The sequence below is a fragment of the Thioalkalivibrio sp. K90mix genome (assembly GCF_000025545.1).
Lineage (GTDB): Bacteria > Pseudomonadota > Gammaproteobacteria > Ectothiorhodospirales > Ectothiorhodospiraceae > Thioalkalivibrio.
Genome location: NC_013889.1, coordinates 2500120 through 2522273 on the forward strand (window position 1 = coordinate 2500120; position 22154 = coordinate 2522273).

The window sequence follows — 22154 nt, forward strand, 5'->3', positions numbered from 1 at the left end:
AGCGTCTCCCTAGAATGCGAAGCGGCGGTTGAACTTGTCGACCTGACCGGCGGTGTCAACGATCTTCTGCTTGCCGGTGTAGAACGGATGGCACTGCGAGCACACGTCCACGTGCATCTCGTCCTTCGAGAGAGTGGAACGGGTCTCGAACTGCGTGCCGCAGCTGCAGATGACCTTGACGTTGTGGTAGTTCGGATGAATGTCGGCTTTCATGGTCGGCTCACGCGTGTTCTGGCGAAAAGTGCGATAGCATAGCCGCCTTCGCGGGGCTGTTGCAAGGTCCCGCGTTAAGGCCGGGAGGCGGGGCCTGTGTACGCAAGCCCCTGAAGATAGCGCCCCTTCGAGGGATTCAAAGCGGCCTGTGGATAACCTTGTGGACGAATTGTCAGCGACTGCCGCGCCCGGGACCAAGTGGGGCAGCGCAACCCGCCCCCGACCGACAACCCGAACACGCAACCCGTTCAATCAAAAGAACAATCCGGGAGAACACCGACTGGCGCACCAGGATCCGGGCGCGCCCGGAGCCGCTCCCAGAAGGCGAAAACGTACTGTGAATAAAAGCAACACCCCGTCTCCCGACAACGTGCAGCGCGTGGGCTTTGTCAGCCTCGGCTGCCCAAAGGCCCTGGTCGACTCCGAGCAGATCCTGACGCGCCTGCGCGCCGAGGGTTACGAGATCGCCGCCGACTACGACGGCGCGGACCTGGTGGTGGTCAATACCTGCGGCTTTATCGACGATGCGGTGGCCGAATCCCTGGACGCGATCGGCGAGGCCATGGATGCCAATGGCCGAGTCATCGTGACCGGCTGCCTGGGCAAGGACGCGGAGCGCATCCACGAGACCCACCCGGGCGTGCTCGCGGTCACCGGCCCGCATGCCTTTGATGAAGTCGTGGGCGCGGTGCACGAGCACCTGCCGCCGCCGGCGACTCCGTTCGAGTCGCTGGTGCCACCGCAAGGTATCCGCCTGACCCCGCGCCACTATGCCTACCTGAAGATCTCCGAGGGCTGCAACCACCGTTGCAGCTTCTGCATCATCCCGAGCCTGCGCGGCGACCTGGTCAGCCGCCCGATCGGCGAGGTGCTGGCCGAGGCGGAGCGCCTGGCCGCGGCCGGCGTGCGCGAGATCCTGGTGATCTCGCAGGACACCTCGGCCTATGGCGTGGACGTGAAATACCGCACCGGTTTCCATGGCGGACGCCCGATCCGCTCCGACATCGCCCACCTGGCCGAGGCACTGGGCCAGCTCGGCATCTGGGTGCGTCTGCACTACGTCTACCCCTACCCTCACGTGGATCGACTGATCCCTCTGATGGGCTCGGGCGAGGATGGCGGGATCCTGCCGTATCTGGACATGCCGCTGCAGCATGGCCACCCCCGGGTACTCAAGGCGATGCGCCGCCCGGCCGCCGCCGAGCGCGTGCTGGAACGCATTGCGAAGTGGCGCGAGCAAGTCCCCGACCTGACCCTGCGCTCGACGTTTATCGTGGGCTTTCCGGGGGAGACCGAGGCCGAGTTCGAGACGTTGCTGGAGTTTCTGCACGAGGCGCAGCTCGACCGCGTCGGCGCCTTCGCCTACTCGCCTGTGGAGGGTGCGGCCGCGAACGAACTGGCGGACCCGGTACCGGAGGCCGTGCGCGAAGAACGTCTGGCGCGCTTCATGGACGTGCAGGCCCGGATCAGCGCCGACCGGCTGCGCCGCCGGATCGGCAGCCAGCCGGTGGTGCTGGTCGACGAGGTGCACGCGGACGGGACCGTGATTGCCCGGTCCGCCGCGGAGGCTCCGGAGATCGACGGCGTAATCCGCGTGGCCGGGATCGACCCGACATCGGTGGATATCGGGGACTTCATCGAGGTCGCGATCACGGACACCGACGAGCACGACCTGATCGCCGAACTGGCAGACGACTAACCACAAGCCGACCGAACGGAAGCACTGATGAGCGACGCCCTGCTGGAAAGCCACATCCCCGATCTCGACCTGGTCCATCGCGGCAAGGTGCGTGACCTGTACGCGGTCGATGCAGACCACTGGCTGATGGTCACCACCGACCGCCTGTCGGCCTTTGACGTGATCCTCCCGACCCCGATCCCGGGCAAGGGGTGCATGCTGACCGCGATTACCGAGTTCTGGATGCACAAGGTCGAACGCGAGCTGGGCATCCCCAACCAGCTGACCGGCATCCCGCTGGAGCAGGTGGTCCCCGACACGGCGATCCGGGCGCCACTGGAGGGGCGCAGCCTGGTGATTCGCCGGCTCGAGGCGCTGCCGGTGGAAGCGGTGGTGCGCGGCTACCTGATCGGGTCCGGCTGGAAAGACTACCAGGCCAGCGGCGCGGTCTGCGGCATCCCGCTCCCGCCCGGCCTGGAACTGGCCTCGAAGCTGCCGGAGGCGATCTTCACCCCCAGCACCAAGGCCGCGGTCGGCGATCACGACGCCAACATCGACTTCGCCACTGTGGTGGAGACGATCGGCGAGGAACGGGCCCGACAGGTACGCGATGCCGCACTGGCGATCTACGCGATGGCGCGCGACTACGCGTCCGAGCGCGGGATCATCATCGCGGACACCAAGTTCGAATTCGGTGTGGACGCGAACGGGACCCTGCACCTGATCGACGAGGTCCTCACCCCCGATTCCTCGCGCTTCTGGCCGGCCGATCAATACGCGCCGGGTCACAGCCCCGAGTCCTTCGACAAGCAGTACGTGCGCGACTATCTCGAGACCCTGGACTGGGACAAGACCGCCCCCGGACCCGAGCTGCCGACCGAGGTCGCGGAGCAAACGGCCGCGCGCTACCGCGAGGCCCTGGAACGCCTGACCCGCGACGCATGATCGGCGTGCCACAAGGCCTGTTCGTTACCGGGAGCGATACCGGGATCGGCAAGACCTTTGTCGGCTGCGCCCTGCTGTCAGCATGGCGCGCCGAGGGCCTGGCCCCGCAGCCGCGCAAGCCGGTGGAATCGGGCTGCCCCGAGCGCGACGGCACGCTGTTCCCCGAGGATGGCGCCGCCCTGACGGCGGCGGCCGGCCTGCCCGCGACGGCCGTGGAGCAGGTGACACCCTGGCGGTTTCCCGATGCGCTGGCGCCCGATCAGGCCGCCGCGCGCCAGGGTGTGCGGCTGACGGTTGCGCAACTGGCGCAGGCCTGCGAGACACCGGGTAACGCCCCCCGACTGGTGGAAGGCGCGGGCGGGTTCTATTCGCCGCTCTGCGGCGATGGCCTGAACGCCGACCTGGCGCAGGCCCTGGGCCTTCCGGTCCTGCTGGTCGCCGAGGACCGGCTAGGGGTGCTGAACACCTGCCTGCTGACACTGGAGGCCCTGGAACGTCGTGGCCTGCAACTGGCCGGGATCGTGCTCAACCGGCGCCGCGCCGATACCGATGCCCTGCTGGACAACGCCGGGGCGCTGACCCGGTACACGGCCGCGCCGATCCTGTCGCTGCCGGAGGGGATAGCCCCACAGGACGCGACTCAGAAGCTCTCGATCTGGAAGTCGTCCTGGCGGATGCCGCCCTCGCCCGGCGTCACTTCGTCCAGGGTCTGATCCGGGCGCATGGCACCATTCCCGCTCTCCGGCTCGGCGGCCTCACCGGACTGACGGAACGAGGCCAGCAGATCACGCAGCTCGCGCGTCCCGGCGTGATCCACACGTCGGCTTTCGATGATGTGCACCGGCCGCTGCGCCTCGCCGTAGTACGCCTCGTTGAAGTCGTCGCGCACAGTCAGGCGCGAGCCGGACAGGCTCATCCCCAGGTAGGCCCCACGCGAGCGGGAATAGGTCAGAAAGTCGGCCGTCGGGGTGGAGCCACGCCCGGCCCCGACCGGACCGGCGGCAACGGAGGCGTCGGCGCCGAGACGAATGGCGGAACCGAACATCGAATCAACTGCATCCTGGGTACGTGCGACCATCACGACCTCGGCGGCATCCCCCCCGAACTGCATGCCAAAACTGATCGACCCCAGCGAATAGAAGGCAACCGGTGAGTAGTCGCCCTTGTCCTCGTCCCAGGCGAGGAACACACCCATGCCCCCGGAGCCCCCGATCAGGAAGGCACCACGCCCGATACGCGGAAAGATCACGACACCTCGAGCGGTACGCAGATCTTCCTGCAGGTGTTCATATTCGGGGTGCGTGGCCAGACGCTCCAGCGTGACCTTCGCCCGATCGACGATGTCCTGCGGGTCAACCTCGCGGCTGAACGGGTTGGCGTGGGCAGTGGCGGACAGCGCAGCCACCACCAGCGCGGTCAGGCAAAGATGGATCAGTCGCTGCATTGGATAAACGCTCCGGATTGATCGGAATTGGCGACATGATCGCATAAAAAAAGGGGGCCGAAGCCCCCTTTTCCGTGCTGCGATCCGCAGATCAGTTGACCTTGGGATCCAGCTCGCCGCTCTTGTAGCGAGCGACCATGTCGTCCAGCGAGACCGGCTTGATCTTGGACGCCATGCCGGCGCAACCGAAGGCCTCAAAGCGGGCCTTGCAGATGTCCTTCATGGCCGCGGTGGAGGCCTTCAGGAACTTGCGGGGATCGAATTCCTTCGGGTTCTCCGCCAGGAACTTGCGCACCGCGCCGGTGGAGGCCATGCGCAGGTCGGTGTCGATATTGACCTTGCGCACGCCGTGCTTGATGCCTTCCTGGATCTCTTCAACCGGCACGCCATAGGTCTCGCCCATGTCGCCACCGTAGTTGTTGATGATCTGCAGCCATTCCTGCGGCACCGAGGACGAACCGTGCATGACCAGATGGGTATCCGGAATGCGGTTGTGGATCTCCTTGATGCGCTCGATGGCGAGGATGTCCCCGGTCGGCGGACGGGTGAACTTGTAGGCGCCGTGCGAGGTACCGATGGCGATCGCCAGGGCGTCGCACTTGGTGTTCTTCACGAAGTCGGCCGCCTCGTCCGGATCGGTCAGCAGCTGGTCGTGGGACAGCTTGCCTTCGGCACCGGAACCGTCTTCCTCACCGGCCATGCCGGTTTCCAGCGAACCCAGGCAGCCCAGTTCGCCTTCCACGGACACGCCGCAGGAATGCGCCATCTCGGCGACCTTGGCGGTCACGTCACGGTTGTAGTCGTAGCTGGCCGGAGTCTTCATGTCGGGCATCAGCGAGCCGTCCATCATCACCGAGGTGAAGCCGGACTGGATCGAGCGCAGGCAGACCGCGGGCTCGGAGCCGTGGTCCTGGTGCAGGACGATCGGGATGTCCGGGTACTGCTCGGCGGCGGCCTCGATCATGCGACGCAGGAAGGGCTCGCCGGCGTACTTGCGCGCACCGGCCGAGGCCTGAATGATCACTGGAGAGTCGACCTCGGCGGCCGCTTCCATGATCGAATGGATCTGTTCCATGTTGTTCGCGTTGTAGGCCGGCATGCCGTAGCCATGCTCGGCGGCATGGTCCAGCAGTTGGCGAAGGGAGATCAGTGCCATGGGTTCCTCCTTAACGGGATCGGACTGACGTAGTAAAAAATCTTGGGATTGTCAGGGGGCCGCGTCGGCTCACAGCTCGTCGCCAACGCGCACGATCTTCATGGCGTTGGTGCCGCCATGCTCGCCCTGCAAATCACCCTTGGTAATGATAACCAGCCCGCCATCCTGCACGACGCCCTCGGCCCGGAGCAAGTTGACCGCCTCACGGTTCAGGCTCTCGTGGCTTTCGGGGATCGGTTCCAGGATCCGGGGATATACCCCGCGATAGAGCGTCATACGGCGGCTGGTGGACTCGTGCTGGGTGAGCGCGTAGATCGGGATACCGGAGCTGATACGCGACATCCACAGGGCCGTGGAACCGGATTCGGTCAGCGCAGCAATGGCCGCCACGTCCAGGTGATTGGCCGTGTACATCGTGGCCATCGCGATGGCCTCGTCCACGCGGCCAAAGGTCGAATCCATGCGGTGATCCGACTGGCGCGCGGCGCGCTGACGCTCGGCGGCCTCGCAAATCCGGTCCATGCTCTCGACCACGCGCGCCGGATAGCGACCCGTCGCGGTCTCGCCGGAGAGCATCACCGCGTCCGTGCCGTCGAGCACCGCGTTGGCCACGTCGAAGACCTCGGCTCGCGTCGGGATGGGGTTCTGGATCATGGTCTCCATCATCTGGGTCGCCGTGATGACCAGACGATTGAGGGTGCGCGCCCGCGAGATCAGGGTCTTCTGCACGCCGGGCAGCTCGGCATCACCGATCTCCACGCCGAGGTCCCCGCGCGCGATCATGATGACCTCGGAGGCGGCGATGATCTCGTCGATCACCTCCAGGGCCTCGGAACGCTCGATCTTCGCGCAGATACCGGCCTCCCAGCCGGCGTCCTTCAGCAGGCTGCGCGCCAGGTGCAGGTCCTGCGCGGAACGCGGGAAGGAGACGGCCAGGTAGTCCACCTGCAGCTCGGCCGCCAGACGGATATCCTCGCGGTCCTTGTCGGTGATCGCGGGGGCGGACAGGCCGCCGCCCTGGCGGTTGATGCCCTTGTTGTTGGACAGCTCGCCCCCGACCACGACGGTCGTCTCGATGCGCGCCCCGTTGACGGCGATCACCTTGAGCACAATGCGTCCGTCATCCAGCAGAAGGATGTCGTCGGGACGCACGTCCTGCGGCAGCTCCTTGTAGGTCAGCCCGACCTGGGTCCCATCCCCGGCGTCGCGATCCAGGTCCCCGTCCAGCGCGAAGGATGCGCCCTCCTGGAGCTGGACCCGGCCTTCGCGAAAGCGGTCGATGCGGATCTTCGGGCCCTGCAGATCGCCAAGCACCCCAACGCAGCGACCCGCCCGATCCGCCGCGGCGCGCAGGCGTGCGAGGCGGGCACGGTGGTCATCCGGGTCGCCATGCGAGAAGTTCAGCCGAACCACATCCACGCCGGCCCGGATGATGACCTCCATGGCCTCGTCGGTATCCGTGGCCGGCCCGAGGGTGGCCACGATCTTGGTACGTCTCATCCGCGTCGCTCTCCGTCAGCGGAGAGCGCGCCGGGCATCAGCCGCGGGCGCGCTCTTCCAGGATGGCGACGGCCGGCAGGGTCTTGCCTTCCAGGAACTCGAGGAAGGCACCACCACCGGTGGAGATGTAGCTGATGCGATCGGCCAGGTTGTACTTGTCGATCGCGGCCAGGGTGTCACCACCGCCGGCGATGGAGAACGCATTGCTCTCGGCAATGGCCTCGCCCAGGGCCTTGGTACCGGCGGCGAACTGGTCGAACTCGAACACGCCGACGGGGCCGTTCCAGACGATGGTGCCGGCGTTGCGCAGGGCCTCGGCGTAGGTCGCCGCGGTCTCGGGACCGACGTCGAAGATCATGTCGTCATCGGCCACGGCATCGACCGACTTGGTCTCGGCCGGGGTCGACTCGGAGAATTCCTTGCCCACGGTCACGTCGGTCGGCACCGGGATCTCGCCGCCCTTGGCGCGGGCCGCCTCCATCAGGCGCTTGGACTCGTCGACCAGGTCCGCCTCGTACAGCGATTTGCCAACACCGTGGCCCTGGGCCGCGATGAAGGTGTTGGCGATGCCGCCGCCGACGATCAGCTGATCCACTACGTTGGACAGCGACTCCAGCACGGTCAGCTTGGTCGAGACCTTGGAGCCGCCGACGATGGCCACCAGCGGGCGCTTCGGGGTCTCCAGGGCCTTGCCCAGGGCCTCCAGCTCCTTGGCCAGCAGCGGACCGGCGCAGGCCTGCGGGGCAAACTTCGCCACGCCGTGGGTCGAGGCCTGGGCGCGGTGGGCCGTACCGAAGGCATCCATCACGAACACGTCGCACAGGGCCGCGTACTTCTTCGCCAGCGCCTCGTCGTCCTTCTTCTCGCCCGCATTGAAGCGGACGTTTTCGAGCAGGATGACCTCGCCCGGCTTGGCGTCCACACCGTCGAGGTAGTCCCGTACCAGACGCACCTCGCGGCCCAGCAGACCGGCCATGTGCTCGGCGACCGGGGCCAGGGAATCCTCTTCGGAGAACTCGCCCTCGGTCGGGCGGCCGAGGTGCGACATCAGCATCACCGCGGCGCCGGCGTCCAGCGCCTTCTGCACGGTCTCCAGGCTCGCACGGATACGCGCGTCGGAGGTGACCTTGCCGCCTTTCACCGGCACGTTCAGGTCCTGGCGCACCAGCACACGGCGGCCATTCAGGTCGAGATCGGTCATCTTGATGACAGACATGGGAGTACCTCTCGAAATTCGGTTGAAAAGAAAAAGGCTTCGGGCGAGCCCCGTTCGGGGCTCGCCCCAGGCCTCTGGTCCCCGGTCAACCCGGGACAAGGAAAACGGCCGGGCCCGCGAGGACCCGGCCGTCAGGCCTTACTTGGCGACGTGCTCCACCATGCGCAGCATGTTGCAGGTGTAGCCGTACTCGTTGTCGTACCAGGCCACGACCTTCACGAAGGTCGGGTCCAGCTGGATGCCGGCGCCAGCATCGAACACGGACGGGGCGGTGTAGCCACGGAAGTCCGTGGAGACCACCAGCTCGTCGGTGTATCCCAGCACGCCCTTCAGCTCGCCCTCGGAGGCCTTCTTCATGGCCGCGCAGACGTCGTCGTACTTGGCGTCGCCGTTCAGTTCCACGGTCAGGTCGACCACGGAGACGTCGGAGGTCGGCACACGGAAGGCCATGCCGGTCAGCTTGCCGTTCAGTTCCGGCAGCACCTTGCCCACGGCCTTGGCCGCACCGGTGGAGGACGGGATGATGTTCTCCAGGATGCCGCGGCCGCCGCGCCAGTCCTTCATGGACGGGCCGTCAACGGTCTTCTGGGTCGCGGTGGCGGCGTGCACGGTGGTCATCAGGCCACGCTTGATGCCCCAGGTGTCATTCAGCACCTTGGCCACCGGGGCCAGGGCGTTGGTGGTGCAGGAGGCAGCGGAGACCATGTTCTGGCCCGCGTAGTCACCGTGGTTCACGCCATAGACGAACATCGGGGTGTCATCCTTGGACGGCGCGGACATCACGACCTTCTTGGCGCCGGCGTCCAGGTGCTTCTGGGCGGTCTCGGCGGTCAGGAACAGGCCGGTGGACTCGATCACGATGTCGGCGTTGATGTCGCCCCACTTCAGCGCGGCCGGATCCTTCTCGGCGGTCAGGCGGATGCGGTTGCCATTCACCACCAGGTGGTCGCCGTCGACGCTGATGTCACCCTCGAAGCGGCCGTGCACGGAGTCGTAGCGCAGCATGTAGGCCAGGTACTCCGGATCCAGCAGGTCGTTGATACCGACCACCTGGAGGTTCGGGAAGTCCTTGGCGATGGCGCGGAAGGCCATGCGGCCGATACGACCGAAGCCGTTAATACCAACCTTGATCGACATAGGATGTCTCCTCTTTTCTTGCTTATGCGAAATCGATGCGGACGTAAGCTTAGCCGTTCAGCACGTCACGGGCGATCTGGGCGACGTTCTCCGGCTTGAAGCCGAAGTAGTCGAACAGGGCGCCACCCGGGGCCGACTCGCCGAAGCGATCCATGCCGAACACGGCGCCGTCCAGACCGGTGAACTTGTACCAGCCCGCAGTGGCGCCCGCCTCGACCGCCACGCGCTTGCGCACGGCGGCCGGCAGCACGGCCTCCCGGTAGGCGGGGTCCTGCTGCTCGAACAGCTCGACGCAGGGCATGGAGACGACGCGCGCCTTCTTGCCTTCGCCGGCAAGCTCCTCGGCCGCCTTGACCGCCAGCTCGACCTCGGAGCCGGTCGCGATAAAGATCAGGTCCGGGGTGCCGTCGCAGTCCTTCAGGATGTAACCACCACGGGCGATGTTGGCGAGCTGTTCGCCATCGCGCTCCATGTGCGGCAGGCCCTGACGCGACAGGATGAACGCGGAGGGGCCGTCGGTGCGTTCGATACCGGCCTTCCAGGCGACGGCGGTCTCGACCGCGTCGCAGGGGCGCCAGACGTTCAGGTTGGGGATCAGGCGCAGGCTCGGGGTCTGCTCGATCGGCTGGTGGGTCGGGCCGTCTTCGCCCAGACCGATGGAGTCATGGGTCAGTACGTACATGACACGCTGGCCCATCAGCGCGGACATGCGGATGCCGTTGCGGGCATAGTCGGAGAAGATCAGGAAGGTGCCGCCGTACGGGATGAAGCCGCCGTGCAGGGCGATGCCGTTCATGATCGCGGCCATGCCGAACTCGCGCACGCCGTAGTAGACGTAGTTGCCCGCGGCATCGTCCCTGCTGACGCCCTTGGAGCCGGAGTACATGGTCAGGTTGGAGCCGGCCAGGTCGGCGGAGCCGCCCAGCAGTTCCGGGACGGCCGGCGCCATGCCGGCGATCGCGTTCTGCGAGGCCTTGCGCGAGGCGACCTTCTCGGCCTTCTCGACGGTTTCCTTGATGTAGGCGTTGGCCTTTTCGCTCCAGTCGGACGGCAGGTCACCGGCCATGCGGCGCTCGAACTCGGCGGCCAGTTCCGGATGCGCCTGCTTGTACGCGGCAAAGCGTTCGTTCCACTCGGACTCGGCCTTGGCGCCCTTGTCCTTTGCACTCCAGCCTTCGTAGATCTCGTTCGGGATCTCGAACGGGGCGTGGTTCCAGCCGAGCTCCTTGCGGGTCAGCGCGACTTCGTCGTCGCCCAGGGCGGCGCCGTGACACTCTTCCTTGCCACACTTGTTCGGCGAACCGAAGCCGATCACGGTGCGGCAGCAGATCAGGCTCGGCTTGTCGCTGTTCTGGCGTGCCTCTTCGATCGCGGCCTTGACCGCATCGGCGTCGTGACCATCCACACCACGTACCACGTGCCAGCCATAGGCTTCGAAACGGGTCGGGGTATCGTCGGTGAACCACCCCTCGACTTCGCCGTCGATGGAGATGCCGTTGTCATCCCAGAAGGCGATCAGCTTGCCCAGGCCCAGGGTGCCGGCCAGCGCGCAGCTTTCGTGGGAGACCCCTTCCATCATGCAGCCATCGCCGAGGAAGGCGTAGGTGTGATGATCAACGATGTCGTGCTCGGGCTGGTTGAAGTGCGCGGCCATCATCTTCTCGGCCAGCGCCATGCCCACCGCGTTGGAGATCCCCTGGCCCAGCGGGCCGGTCGTGGTCTCCACACCCGGGGTGTAGCCGTATTCCGGGTGACCCGGGGTCTTGGAGTGCAGCTGACGGAACTGCTTGAGCTCGTCCATAGGCAACTCGTAGCCGGTCAGGTGCAGCAGGGAGTAGATCAGCATGGAGCCGTGGCCGTTGGACATCACGAAGCGGTCGCGATCGGGCCAGTGCGGGTTGGCCGGGTTGTGCTGCATGTAGTCGTTCCACAGCACTTCGGCGATATCCGCCATCCCCATTGGGGCGCCCGGGTGGCCGGAATTGGCCTTCTGGACGGCATCCATCGACAGGGCGCGAATGGCATTGGCAAGCTCTCTACGGGTCGGCATGCTGAACTCCTGCTCTTTCGAAATAGTGTTGGGTTCGGCTGGCGGCGATCAGCGGCGCGGGGCGCCAGCGGCGGCCAGACCCGGACAGGTCGACCGATCGAGGGCACACAGATCCTGCCGGCGCTCAAAGACACGGAATGGCCCGAGCAGCCCCAGCAAAGGCGATGCATTTTGGCCACTTTCCGCGATCGGGGCAAGTCGGTGCCAGAGCGCACCAGAACGCGGTCTCGACGGGATTCGTGCGCCCCGGGGCCCCACAAACACCGGGAGGGGGGGCTTAGAAAATCTCGTCGAGTTGCGTTACAGTACGGGTCGTTTTGCGCAAAACTAAATCGAAACGACCCACAAAGGAACGCCTAATGTCCAACGATTACATCTTCACCTCGGAATCGGTTTCCGCGGGCCATCCCGACAAGATGGCCGACCTGGTCTCCGACACCATCGTCGACGCCATCATCGAGCAGGACCCGCATGCGCGTATCGCCTGCGAGACCGCCACCAAGACCGGCATGGTCATGCTGCTGGGCGAGATCACCACTGGCGCGCAGATCGACTACGAAAAGCTGGTGCGCGAGACGGTCTGCGAGATCGGCTACAACGATTCCGACGTCGGCTTCGACGGCAAGACCTGCGCCGTGCTGAACGTGCTGGGTGAACAGTCCCAGGACATCGCCATGGGTGTGGACCGCGACGTCTCCGACCGCGCCACCCAGGGCGCCGGTGACCAGGGCCTGATGTTCGGCTACGCCGCGCGCGAAACCGATACCCTGATGCCCGCCCCGATCTTCTACGCCCACAAGATGGTGCGTATCCAGTCCGAACTGATGAAGAGCGGCAAGCTGCCGTGGCTGCGCCCGGACGCCAAGTCCCAGGTCTCGCTGCGCTACGAAGACGGCAAGCCGGCCGGCCTGGACGCGGTGGTCCTGTCCACCCAACACAGCCCGGACATCTCGCAGAAGGACCTGAAGGAAGCGATCTACGAAGAGATCTTCAAGAAGGTGCTGCCGAACGAATGGCTGAGCCAGGTCTCGGATGACAAGATTCACATCAACCCGACCGGCAAGTTCGAGATCGGGGGCCCGGTGGGTGACGCCGGTCTGACCGGCCGCAAGATCATCGTCGACACCTACGGCGGCATGGCCCGTCACGGTGGTGGCGCGTTCTCCGGCAAGGACCCGTCCAAGGTGGACCGTTCCGCCGCCTACGCCGGCCGCTACGTGGCCAAGAACATCGTCGCCGCCGGCCTGGCCGACAAGTGCGAGATCCAGGTTTCCTACGCCATCGGCGTGGCCGAGCCGACCTCGATCACCGTCGACACCTTCGGCACCGGCAAGGTCGACGATCGCAAGATCGAAGGCTTCGTGCGCGAAGTGTTTGATCTGCGCCCGTGGGGCCTGATCCAGATGATGGATCTGCTGCGCCCGATCTACAAGGCGACCGCCGCCTATGGTCACTTCGGCCGCGAAGACGTCGACCTCCCCTGGGAGCGCACCGACAAGGCCGAGGAACTCAAGAAGATGGCGGGCCTCTAAACAGACCCCTATTTGGTAAGCGAAATACCCATCCGGCTGAGGAGCGCTGCAGCGGTTTAACCGTCAGGCTCAGCCGGATGTCCCCCTGAAACGTGAACACGGCGCTCATCCAGATAACCGGAGAAGTTGATCCATGAATGCTGTGATGAACGACAAGAAAACGACCGATTACGTCGTCAAGGACATCAACCTTGCCGAATTCGGCCGCAAGGAAATTGCGATCGCCGAGACCGAAATGCCCGGTCTGATCCAGACCCGCGAAGAGTTCGCGGCCTCCAAGCCGCTGAAGGGCGCCAAGATTGCCGGCTCCCTGCACATGACCATCCAGACCGCGGTTCTGATCCAGACCCTGGAAGCCCTGGGCGCCGACGTGCGCTGGGCCTCCTGCAACATCTACTCCACCCAGGACCACGCCGCGGCCGCGATTGCCGACAACGGCACCCCGGTCTTCGCCGTGAAGGGCGAGACCCTGGAAGAGTACTGGGACTACTGCCACCGCATCTTCGAATTCGACGGCGGCGCCAACATGATCCTGGACGACGGCGGTGACGCCACTCTGCTCCTGCACATCGGTGCCAAGGCCGAGAAGGACCAGTCCGTCATCTCCAACCCGGAGAACGAAGAAGAGATCGCCCTGTTTGCCTCGATCAAGGATCGCCTGGCCAAGCAGCCGAACTGGTACTCCGAGCAGCTCGCCAAGATCAAGGGCGTGACCGAAGAGACCACCACCGGTGTCCATCGCCTGTACCAGATGGCGAAGGACGGCGAGCTGGCCTTCCCGGCGATCAACGTCAACGACTCGGTCACCAAGTCCAAGTTCGACAACCTGTACGGCTGCCGCGAGTCCACCGTGGACTCCATCAAGCGCGCCACCGACGTGATGATCGCGGGCAAGATCGCCGTGGTCGCCGGTTATGGTGACGTCGGCAAGGGTGCCGCCCAGTCGCTGGCCGGCCTGGGTGCCACCGTGTGGATCACCGAGATCGACCCGATCTGCGCCCTGCAGGCCTCGATGGAAGGCTTCCGCGTGGTCACGATGGACGAGGCCGCCGACAAGGCCGAGATCTTCGTTACCGCCACCGGTAACAAGGACGTGATCACCGAAGATCACATGACTCGCATGAAGGATCAGGCCATCGTCTGCAACATCGGTCACTTCGACTCCGAGATCGCCGTGGCCGCGATGCGCAAGTACGAGTGGGAGAACATCAAGCCGCAGGTTGACCACATCATCCTGCCGAACGGCAACCGGATCATCATGCTGGCCGAAGGCCGCCTGGTGAACCTGGGCTGCGGCACCGGCCATCCGAGCTTCGTGATGTCCAACTCCTTCACCAACCAGACCCTGGCCCAGATCGAGCTGTGGACGAAGGGTGACCAGTACGACAAGAACGTCTACGTGCTGCCGAAGCACCTGGACGAGAAGGTCGCGCAGCTGCATCTGAAGAAGCTGGGTGCCAACCTGACCCGTCTGACCGACGAACAGGCCAAGTACCTGGGTCTGCCGGTGGATGGCCCGTTCAAGCCGGAACACTACCGCTACTGATCGGCCAGCCTCACATTTCAATTCGTTGTTAATGTGAACGCCGGGGCGGGCCGCATGTTCGTGCGGTCCGCCTTCTTTTTGTCTGGAGGACAAACATGTCTGACCAAAAACGCGTCTTCAGCGTTGAATTCTTCCCGCCCAAGGACGAGGCCGGGGCCGAACGGCTGGCCAAGGCCCGCAAGCGTCTGGGCGCCCTCAAACCCGAGTTCTACTCCGTAACCTTTGGTGCCGGCGGCTCGACCCGTGACCGCACCCTGGAAACGGTCAAGGACATCATCAACAAGGACGGCATCCCGGCCGCCCCGCACGTCTCCTGTATCTCCTCGACCAAGGGCGAGCTGCACGAGCTGCTGTCGACCTACCGCGACATCGGCGTCAACCGTATCGTCGCACTGCGCGGCGACCTGCCGTCCGGCACCAAGAACTCCGGCGGCGACTTCCGCTATGCCTCCGAGCTCGTCGAGTTCGTGCGCGCCGAGTTCGGTGACCAGTTCAAGATCGAGGTGGCGGCCTATCCGGAGTTCCATCCGCAGGCCCCGAACGCCGAGAAGGACCTGGAGAATTTCAAGACCAAGGTGGACGCCGGCGCCGATGCCGCGATCACCCAGTACTTCTACAACGTGGACGCCTACGAGGCCTTCATGGAACGGGTGGAGAAGATGGGCATCACTATCCCGATCATTGTCGGGATCATGCCGATCACCAACTACACCCAGATCGTGCGCTTCTCCGAGATGTGCGGCGCCGAGATCCCGCGCTATATCCGCAAGCGGATGGAGGCCTATGGCGACGACAAGGAGTCGATCCGCAAGTTTGGCATCGAGATCGCCACACGCCTGACCGACGACGTCCTCGACAAGGGCGCCCCGGGCATCCACTTCTACTCCATGAACCAGGCCGGTCCGACCGAGACCATCTGGAAAAACCTGGACCTGGACAACCGTCGGTAACACCCGATGCGCTGCCCCCGGCTTCTGATCAACGACACGGATCTGGCCGCGGGGCAGTCTATTCCCGCTTCGCAGGACCGGCTGCACTACGCCACCAATGTCCTGCGCCTCAAGAACGATGCCGCCTGCCGGGTGTTCGACGGCCAGGGCAACGAATTCCATGCCCGCCTGGAGGTCACCGGACGTCGTTCCGGCACCTTCCATCTGGGTGACCGCGCCGCCGCCCCCACCACACCCGCACGCCCCATTGAGCTTCTCCAGGGCATTGCCCGAGGCGACCACATGGACCTGGCGGTACAGAAGGCGGTGGAGCTGGGTATCAGTGTGATCCGGCCCGTGCTTTGCGAGCGCAGCCGTTCGGCCGCCGCCCACCGAGGGCTGGACAAGCGCCAGGCCCACTGGGCCGGGATCATCCAGGCGGCGGCCGAACAATGCGGCCGTAACGAGCTACCACTTCTGGTGCCACCCGCCACACTGGACGAGGCCCTGGACGCCAGCTCACCCGGCCTCGACCTGGTCGCGGACGAGCAGGGCCCACCCCTGTCCGGGGCGCTCGACTCGTTCGGGAAGGGGGGCACGTCCGGGCGGGTACGGATACTGATCGGACCCGAGGGGGGGCTGACCGACGAGGAACGCATCCAGGCGCGCAACGCCGGGTTTCAAGCGGTCGCCATGGGCCCCCGTACCCTGCGCACGGAAACGGCCGCGATCAGCCTCTTGACCCTGGTGCAATGGAGGCTCGGGGATCTCGACGGTGGGGCCGCCCTCACCTAGGGACCAGCACGCTTATACCGCTTCCGGCTGTGAAAGCTCGAGCAGGCGATCCTCGATCGCATCGAGCCGCAACAGGTGGCTGGTCACTCCCGACGCCTTTACCTTCCACGCCCACGGAGAGGCGTCCGCCTCGTCAACGGCATAGATGTTTTGCGGCGTGATGCGCACCGGATGTGGCGTGCCACGTACCTCCAGCGCATAGAATGGCAGTCGGTCCGGTTGGGTAATCGCCTGCATGACCAGCAAGCGGGTAAACCGGCGCTGCGCATCCTCGGCTGGATGTTCGGGATACAACAGACGGTGGACATTGACCACGGGCACCTGGACGTCCTGCCAGATCAGCGTGGGCTCCAGCCAGGGGATGTCCGCATGCTCGTGATCAGTCTGCACGGCACCTGCCCGGGTGGTGACCTCGAGAAAGGCGCTACGCGGCAACAGGATGGACCCGGTGTCCAGCTGCACGATCACCGATTCGACCGACGGCTCGCGGGTCTCCTCGCTCATGCGGGAACCTCCTCAAGGTGACGCCGGATTTCGTCCAGCAGGTCATTCTCCAGATACGGCTTGCCCAGATAGCCATTGACACCCAGCCGCGAGGCACGCTCGCGATGCTTCGTGCCACTGCGTGATGTGATCATGATAATCGGGACCTGACTCAACTCCGGATGGTCGCGGACATGGGCAGCGAACTCGAACCCGTCCATGCGCGGCATCTCCACATCCAGCAGGATCAGCTGCGGTCGCCGCTCCTCCAGCATCGTCACGGCATCGAGACCGTCGCGGGCCGTGACCACATCGTACCCATGGCGGGCGAGCAGACGCGCGGTAACCTTGCGGATGGTGATCGAGTCATCCACGACCATGATACGCGGGGCACCGGCAATCTCCGCCGGCACGCCCGCCTCGACAGTGCCCGCCGTGGCCGCCGCGAACCGGACCAGCATGCTCAGGTCGAGGATCAGCATGACCGAGCCATCGCCCTGCAGAGTGGCACCAGCGACCCCGGGGATACGACTCAGGACCGGGCCTACCGATTTCACAACCACTTCCTGGCTCCCCAGCAACCCGTCGATCCGCAACGCCACGCGCTGATCGTCGGCGCGCACCAGCAACAGCGGGAACGCGTGGTCCGGCAGATGGCTGGCACTGGCCTGTGTCTCGACACCCATCAGGTCACCCAGGGCCCGCACGGCGTAGTCCTGACCGGCGTAGGGATAGCTCACATGCCCGTCGCCGCCGGCCACGACCTCTTCGGCATGCGCCCGCACGACGCCCTCCACGGACGCCATGGGCACGGCGAAGATCTCCTCGCCCACCTGCACCAGCAATGCCTGCGAGATCGCCAGCGTAAACGGCAACCGCATGGTAAAGCGCGAGCCTCGTCCGGGCGTCGAATCGATCTCCAGCGTGCCGCCCAGTTGCTTGACGTCGCTGTTCACCACATCCAGCCCCACCCCGCGACCGGCCACCTGCGACACTTCCGTGGCAGTGGAGAACCCGGACTGCAGGATCAACTGCAGGGCCTGGGCATCGGTAATCTCGGCATCGGCTGTCAGCAGCCCGCGCTCCACGGCGCGCGTGCGGATAGCATGGGCATCGATCCCGGCGCCATCGTCCGTCACTTGCAAGCGGATCTCGCTGCCTGACTGCTCGAGCGACACCACGATCTGGCCCGTTTCCGCCTTGCCGGCCGCGCGACGCGCCTCGCTGTCCTCAATACCGTGCGCAATTGCATTGCGCAGCAGGTGCTCGAGCGGGGCGACCAGCCGTTCCAGCAATGCGCGGTCGAGCTCGGCCCCCTGCCCGGAAAACTCCACACGGACCGACTTGCCCATGTCGTCGCCGGCCTGGCGTACCACACGCCGCAGACGCGGGGCCATACGCGCGAAGCGCACCATGCGCTGGCGCATCAGCTGGTCCTGGAGATCAGTCCCCACGCGACGCTGCTGCAGCAGGATACCGCCAGCATTCTGCAGCTCGTCACCCACGTCCTGCTTCAGGGCCTCAAGGTCACTGACACTCTCGGCCAGCGCACGCGAGAGCTGCTGAATGCCGGAATAGCGGTCCATCTCCAGCGGATCGAAATCCACCGCCTCATCACCGCTCTCCTTCTCGACCCGGAACAGAATCTGCGCCTCGGTCTCGATCTCGAGCTTGCGCAGCTGCTCGCGCAGGCGAGCGATCGTCCGCTCCAGTTCATCGACCTGACCTTCGACACGACCCACCGTCTGCTCGAAGCGACGATGGAAGGTCGCAAGCTCACCGGCATGATTGACCAGCGCATCCAGCACCTCGGCATCCATGCGTACCTGGTCCTGGATACGGCGTGCATCCATCGGCGCGGGCTGCGCGGCGGTCTCCGGCTCGTCGTCCGGCAGCAGGGCCGCGGGCTCCGCGTCCTCGGCCTCACGGCTGGGGGCCGGCTGGCTCTCGAACTCTTCACCACCACCGGATGCCCAGTCGCGCAAGGCCGGCAGGGTCTCGCTGGCCTCTTCGTTCGTCTGCCAGCTACCGACCCCGCGCTCGACCAGGTGCTGGACATCGGTCAATGCGCGCTCGACCAGCCGGAAGAATCCTTCTCGGGGCTCCAGTCCGGTCTCGGTCTCCACGCCCAAGGCACTTTCCAGGGCATGGGCAATCGCCCCGACCACCTCGAAACCAGCCATCCGGGCACTGCCCTTCAGCGTATGCACCTCGCGCTGGAAGGCATTCTGATCCGGCCCCGGACGGCCGCCGGCCTCGCGCCACGATGCCAGGGCCGCGAACGCGGCCTCCAGGATATCGCGGGCCTCTTCGATGAATACCTCGGCGAACTCCGGATCGATCTCTTCCTCCAGCTCCACCTCCAGCCCGGCATCCGGCTCGCCCGCCAGCCCGGCGTCGCCGGGCTCGGCGCCCACCGCTTCGGCCTCCGCTGGCTCGGACGTCGAAGGTGTCGCGTCGTCGACATCCGGTTGCGGTGGCTCAAGCGCCGATTCGTGCGCATCCGACTGTGGCGGCTCGGGGACCTGCTCGGCGGCATCCTCGTCGGTAGCGCGCAGCAACTGCTCGGCGGTCGCATGGTCGAGGAGCTCGTAGACCTCGGGCGACCACTTGGGCGGTGCGTCGGTCTTGAGCGGGTCGGGATGCTCGTCGGCCACTGCATCCGCCACGTAGCGCTCGAGTTCGGCGAGCAGGGTCTGGGCGCGCGCCGCCAGCGGCCACTCCATCTCGCGATGGATGCGCACGATGCGCTCAAACGGGCCGCACACGGCGTAGATGCCACGGATGTCGGCCGTTCGGGCACTCCCGTTCAGGGTATGCAGTGCGCGCTCGAGCTCGTGATTCGGCACCCTGTCGGGCCGGCTCCCGGACGCGTCGATCCATTCACGAAGGGTAGCCAGATGGGTACGGGCCTCGGCCGAGAACACCTGCCAGAGTTGCGGGTCGGTGCCCGCGTCCTCGGGCAGCTCGAGCGCTTCGTCGTTTGTTTCCAGCGCGGGTTCCGCAGGGATAGGCGGCTCGAGGGCAGCCTCGGGCGCATCCAGCTCCTGTGCATCCAGGTCCAGCGGCTCCGCCGCCTCCAGTTGGTCTTCCGGGGCCTCCGGAATGGGGGCTGCCGGCCATTCGGGTTCGGCAGAGCCAGCGGAGTCCAGGGCCTCCATGCTGCGCGCGAGCGCGGCAAAATCGTCCTCGGCACCGGCCGGCATCTCGGCTGATTCCTCCGCCGGCTCCATCTCGCCGGACAGCAGTGCCTGCAGGCGCAAGGCGATATCCAGTACCGGGGTATCCGGGCCGGTATCGTCACGGACTTCTGCCACCAGGCCCGGCAGGACCGCAATTGCATCCTCAAGTGCCTGGATGGTCGCGAAGTCCGCCTCTTGCCCGCCTTCCAGCAGGCGATTCAGGAATGACTCCACGACCCAGGCAAATTCCCCCAGACGCAAGGCCCCCGCCAGGCGGCCGGAACCCTTGAGCGTATGAAAGGAACGACGGATCACCGTCAGGGCATCCATGTCGGAGGGCGCGGCCTGCCAGCGCGGGAACTGCTCGCCGAGGCTTTCGATCTCCTCGTCGGCTTCCTCGAGGAAGATATCGAGAATCTCGGGATCGATATCCGGCCCCCGAACCTGCGAGGACAACACGGACTCGTCGTAGTGCAAACGTTCTGCACTCGAGACATGCACCGGCGGGGCCGGAGCGGTTTCGGATACTGCCGCCGGCTCGGGAATATCCTCCTCGGCCTCAGCAAAAACGGCCAGCGGCTCTTCCTGCCCCGTGACCTCCTCGATATCGTCACCCGGTGAAAGTTCTTCCCCGCTTGCACCCAGGGACACATCGGTCAGCGAAACGGGGCGCTCGACCGCATCGCCACCGGAGATCGCGCCCAGACGCTGCAGTGCGGCCACACCCCGCTCGTGGACACTATCCAGCTCGCGCCAGGGCTGCCCGGAGGACTCCAGCGCCAGCTCGATCGAGCTCAACACCTCCGCCAGCGCCCCGACCTCGTCCTCACCCAGGTCGCGTGCCGCCAGCCCGGCGTCAGCACGAGCCTCCAGATAGCGGATCAACGGCTGCAACAGGGCCTGCAGGGCCTCGAAACCGCCGATCGACATCGCACCGTCGACCCGCTCCAGCGCGCTGCGGGCCTCGTGCAGCCCGTTATCCGCGCCTTCTCCGGAGAGGTATCCGAGCAAGGTATCGCGCACGCGCCGCACGTCCACCAGGGCCTCCTGGTAGACCGCCGCCGCCAGGTGGCGATCAAAGTCGGCACGCGGGCCGCTGGCCGCACGCCGACGCAGGCCCGATTCGAGCAGCGACTCCAGTGCCAGTAGATGCTCGGCCAATTCCATGTCGACCTGTTCGTCGGATTGCCCGGCCCGCTCCGGCGTCAGGGCCTCCATCAGGGCATCGGTGTGGCGCTGGCCCGCCTCCAGACCGAGCAGACTCAGGGTCGAGCCGATCCGCTCGACCTGTTCGCTCAGGCTGGCCAATTCCTCTTGGCCGCGCTGTTCCGAACGCATCAGCACGTCCAGACGCTCGCGCACCTCGGCCAGGTCGTCTTCCAGGGCGGCGCGCAGATTCTGATAGACCGCCTGGCCGACCCCTCCGCCGTCGTCGCCTTGCAGCGCGTCCAGACCGAACACTTCGCGCACCGCGCGCGCCTGTTCGCCATCGGAACTTGACCCCGCAATGTGGAACAGCAAGGTCTTGATCAGGTCATCCGGGATGGCGTGATCGGGCTCCGAGCCATCGTCGTTCGATTCGCAATGCTCGCTGAGGATGCCCAGGTATCGCCCGAGCTCGCGGTCCACACGCCCGATCAGGCGGCGAATGTCGGTACTGGCCTCGAGGCCCTCGTCCGCGAGCGACTCCAGGATGCCACCGGTAATCCAGAACAGGCGCCGGAGATCCCCCGGGGGGACCATTTCCTCGATCTGCTGTGCCACGGGCTTCAGGCGGCGAGCCGCCGCGATCACATCACCGCGAACCAACTCGAGAAGTTCGCGCTGAAAGCCGCGACGGGCCTCTTGCAGGCGCCGTGCGCGCTCCTCAGGCTGTAGCGCCTCACCACCGGCCCCGACTCGACCGTCGTCCACCACCTGCAGATCCGGCATCAAGGCCGCGACGTCCATCAGCAAGGTGGCGCCCCGCGCTGCACGCAGCTCGTTGAGCAACGGGACCAGGATCATCGGCGAAGGCAGTTCCGAGTCGCCCTCCTGCTCAAGGTAGTCGGGCAACTGCAGCGCGGCGCGCAAGAGCGCCTCGGTTGCCTCCGGGCTGGGCGGCTCGGCTCCCTGCTGCAGATCCATCACCTGCAACATCTCGTCGCAGATCAGGACCACGCTCTCGACCTGCACCATGGTCAGGGTGCCGCGAATCTGCTCCAGTCCCGCGCGGGCCTCATCGAGGCACTCGCTACAGGCAGGGTCCTCGGCATAGCGCCGCAGGGCGTCCTGGAGTTCGACAAAGAGCTTGTCGAGCTCGTCGCGGACCCAATTCAGTGCGCTGGGTGCCATATCTGCGGCCCGGC

Annotated in this window: 16 protein-coding genes and 1 riboswitch; of the genes, 7 read left to right on the forward strand and 9 right to left on the reverse strand. The window is 65.9% G+C overall.

All coding sequences use genetic code 11. The features are described 5' to 3' along the window. Nucleotides 1–9 precede the first annotated feature (9 nt). Complete coding sequence (rpmE, locus tag TK90_RS11955) at nt 10–213, reverse strand: 50S ribosomal protein L31 (protein WP_012983743.1); 204 nt, start codon at nt 211–213, stop codon at nt 10–12. 337 nt (nt 214–550) lie between these two features. Between rpmE and rimO the strand changes: the two genes are divergently transcribed. The 3 genes from rimO to bioD are packed head-to-tail and all read left to right on the forward strand — an operon-like array spanning nt 551 to nt 3549. Then, on the forward strand, nt 551–1912 hold the full coding sequence (gene rimO, locus TK90_RS11960; protein ID WP_012983744.1) for a 30S ribosomal protein S12 methylthiotransferase RimO: 1362 nt from the start codon (nt 551–553) through the stop codon (nt 1910–1912). Nucleotides 1913–1939: 27 nt separating this feature from the next. Beyond that, complete coding sequence (locus tag TK90_RS11965) at nt 1940–2836, forward strand: phosphoribosylaminoimidazolesuccinocarboxamide synthase (RefSeq protein WP_012983745.1); 897 nt, start codon at nt 1940–1942, stop codon at nt 2834–2836. Then, nucleotides 2833–3549: a dethiobiotin synthase gene (bioD, locus tag TK90_RS11970; protein ID WP_012983746.1), complete on the forward strand. Its 717-nt coding sequence runs from the start codon at nt 2833–2835 to the stop codon at nt 3547–3549. The genes TK90_RS11965 and bioD overlap by 4 nt, the downstream gene beginning before the upstream one ends. Here bioD and TK90_RS11975 read toward each other — a convergent pair. The 6 genes from TK90_RS11975 to tkt form a co-directional block, all read right to left on the reverse strand. Next, nucleotides 3477–4280, reverse strand: coding sequence for a lipid-binding SYLF domain-containing protein (locus TK90_RS11975; RefSeq protein ID WP_012983747.1), 804 nt, complete (start codon nt 4278–4280; stop codon nt 3477–3479). The genes bioD and TK90_RS11975 overlap by 73 nt on opposite strands. 91 nt (nt 4281–4371) lie before the next feature. Further along, nucleotides 4372–5436 (reverse strand): class II fructose-bisphosphate aldolase, encoded by a 1065-nt coding sequence (fba, locus tag TK90_RS11980; RefSeq protein WP_012983748.1) that lies wholly within the window; start codon nt 5434–5436, stop codon nt 4372–4374. Between the two features lie 69 nt (nt 5437–5505). Then, nucleotides 5506–6936, reverse strand: a complete 1431-nt coding sequence (gene pyk / locus TK90_RS11985) for a pyruvate kinase (protein WP_012983749.1) — start codon at nt 6934–6936, stop codon at nt 5506–5508. Nucleotides 6937–6973: 37 nt separating this feature from the next. Continuing rightward, nucleotides 6974–8152, reverse strand: coding sequence for a phosphoglycerate kinase (locus tag TK90_RS11990; RefSeq protein WP_012983750.1), 1179 nt, complete (start codon nt 8150–8152; stop codon nt 6974–6976). A 138-nt stretch (nt 8153–8290) separates the two neighbouring features. Then, nucleotides 8291–9289 carry a type I glyceraldehyde-3-phosphate dehydrogenase gene (gene gap / locus TK90_RS11995; protein WP_012983751.1) on the reverse strand — a complete coding sequence of 333 codons (999 nt, stop codon included), beginning with the start codon at nt 9287–9289 and terminating at the stop codon, nt 8291–8293. Between the two features lie 49 nt (nt 9290–9338). Continuing rightward, nucleotides 9339–11339, reverse strand: a complete 2001-nt coding sequence (gene tkt, locus TK90_RS12000; protein WP_012983752.1) for a transketolase — start codon at nt 11337–11339, stop codon at nt 9339–9341. Between the two features lie 359 nt (nt 11340–11698). On the opposite strand from tkt, the gene metK reads away from it, so the two are divergent. From metK to TK90_RS12020, 4 genes are all read left to right on the forward strand, one after another. Continuing rightward, complete coding sequence (metK, locus tag TK90_RS12005) at nt 11699–12871, forward strand: methionine adenosyltransferase (protein ID WP_012983753.1); 1173 nt, start codon at nt 11699–11701, stop codon at nt 12869–12871. 32 nt (nt 12872–12903) lie between these two features. After that, a riboswitch (S-adenosyl-L-homocysteine riboswitch) is annotated at nt 12904–12985 on the forward strand. A 19-nt stretch (nt 12986–13004) separates the two neighbouring features. After that, nucleotides 13005–14417: an adenosylhomocysteinase gene (gene ahcY / locus TK90_RS12010; RefSeq protein WP_012983754.1), complete on the forward strand. Its 1413-nt coding sequence runs from the start codon at nt 13005–13007 to the stop codon at nt 14415–14417. A gap of 95 nt (nt 14418–14512) precedes the next feature. Then, the gene (gene metF, locus TK90_RS12015; RefSeq protein ID WP_012983755.1) at nt 14513–15367 is read left to right on the forward strand and encodes a methylenetetrahydrofolate reductase [NAD(P)H]; all 855 of its coding nucleotides are present in this window, start codon (nt 14513–14515) and stop codon (nt 15365–15367) included. A gap of 6 nt (nt 15368–15373) precedes the next feature. Next, nucleotides 15374–16141, forward strand: coding sequence for a 16S rRNA (uracil(1498)-N(3))-methyltransferase (locus TK90_RS12020; RefSeq protein WP_012983756.1), 768 nt, complete (start codon nt 15374–15376; stop codon nt 16139–16141). Nucleotides 16142–16153: 12 nt separating this feature from the next. On the opposite strand, the gene TK90_RS12025 is transcribed toward TK90_RS12020, so the two are convergent. Further along, nucleotides 16154–16645, reverse strand: coding sequence for a hypothetical protein (locus tag TK90_RS12025; RefSeq protein WP_012983757.1), 492 nt, complete (start codon nt 16643–16645; stop codon nt 16154–16156). After that, on the reverse strand, nt 16642–22140 hold the full coding sequence (locus TK90_RS12030; RefSeq protein ID WP_012983758.1) for an Hpt domain-containing protein: 5499 nt from the start codon (nt 22138–22140) through the stop codon (nt 16642–16644). Before TK90_RS12030 ends, TK90_RS12025 begins: the two co-directional genes overlap by 4 nt. Between the last annotated feature and the right edge of the window lie 14 nt (nt 22141–22154).

What these genes read in the sequence shown, in the direction of transcription:
- fba (WP_012983748.1), bottom strand. Translation starts at nt 5,436, where the DNA reads ATGGCACTGATCTCCCTTCGCCAACTGCTGGACCATGCCGCCGAGCAT.
- ahcY (WP_012983754.1), top strand. Translation starts at nt 13,005, where the DNA reads ATGAATGCTGTGATGAACGACAAGAAAACGACCGATTACGTCGTCAAG.
- metF (WP_012983755.1), top strand. Translation starts at nt 14,513, where the DNA reads ATGTCTGACCAAAAACGCGTCTTCAGCGTTGAATTCTTCCCGCCCAAG.
- rpmE (WP_012983743.1), bottom strand. Translation starts at nt 213, where the DNA reads ATGAAAGCCGACATTCATCCGAACTACCACAACGTCAAGGTCATCTGC.
- TK90_RS12020 (WP_012983756.1), top strand. Translation starts at nt 15,374, where the DNA reads ATGCGCTGCCCCCGGCTTCTGATCAACGACACGGATCTGGCCGCGGGG.
- TK90_RS12025 (WP_012983757.1), bottom strand. Translation starts at nt 16,645, where the DNA reads ATGAGCGAGGAGACCCGCGAGCCGTCGGTCGAATCGGTGATCGTGCAG.
- TK90_RS11965 (WP_012983745.1), top strand. Translation starts at nt 1,940, where the DNA reads ATGAGCGACGCCCTGCTGGAAAGCCACATCCCCGATCTCGACCTGGTC.
- TK90_RS11975 (WP_012983747.1), bottom strand. Translation starts at nt 4,280, where the DNA reads ATGCAGCGACTGATCCATCTTTGCCTGACCGCGCTGGTGGTGGCTGCG.
- TK90_RS12030 (WP_012983758.1), bottom strand. Translation starts at nt 22,140, where the DNA reads ATGGCACCCAGCGCACTGAATTGGGTCCGCGACGAGCTCGACAAGCTC.
- metK (WP_012983753.1), top strand. Translation starts at nt 11,699, where the DNA reads ATGTCCAACGATTACATCTTCACCTCGGAATCGGTTTCCGCGGGCCAT.
- gap (WP_012983751.1), bottom strand. Translation starts at nt 9,289, where the DNA reads ATGTCGATCAAGGTTGGTATTAACGGCTTCGGTCGTATCGGCCGCATG.
- TK90_RS11990 (WP_012983750.1), bottom strand. Translation starts at nt 8,152, where the DNA reads ATGTCTGTCATCAAGATGACCGATCTCGACCTGAATGGCCGCCGTGTG.
- bioD (WP_012983746.1), top strand. Translation starts at nt 2,833, where the DNA reads ATGATCGGCGTGCCACAAGGCCTGTTCGTTACCGGGAGCGATACCGGG.
- pyk (WP_012983749.1), bottom strand. Translation starts at nt 6,936, where the DNA reads ATGAGACGTACCAAGATCGTGGCCACCCTCGGGCCGGCCACGGATACC.
- tkt (WP_012983752.1), bottom strand. Translation starts at nt 11,339, where the DNA reads ATGCCGACCCGTAGAGAGCTTGCCAATGCCATTCGCGCCCTGTCGATG.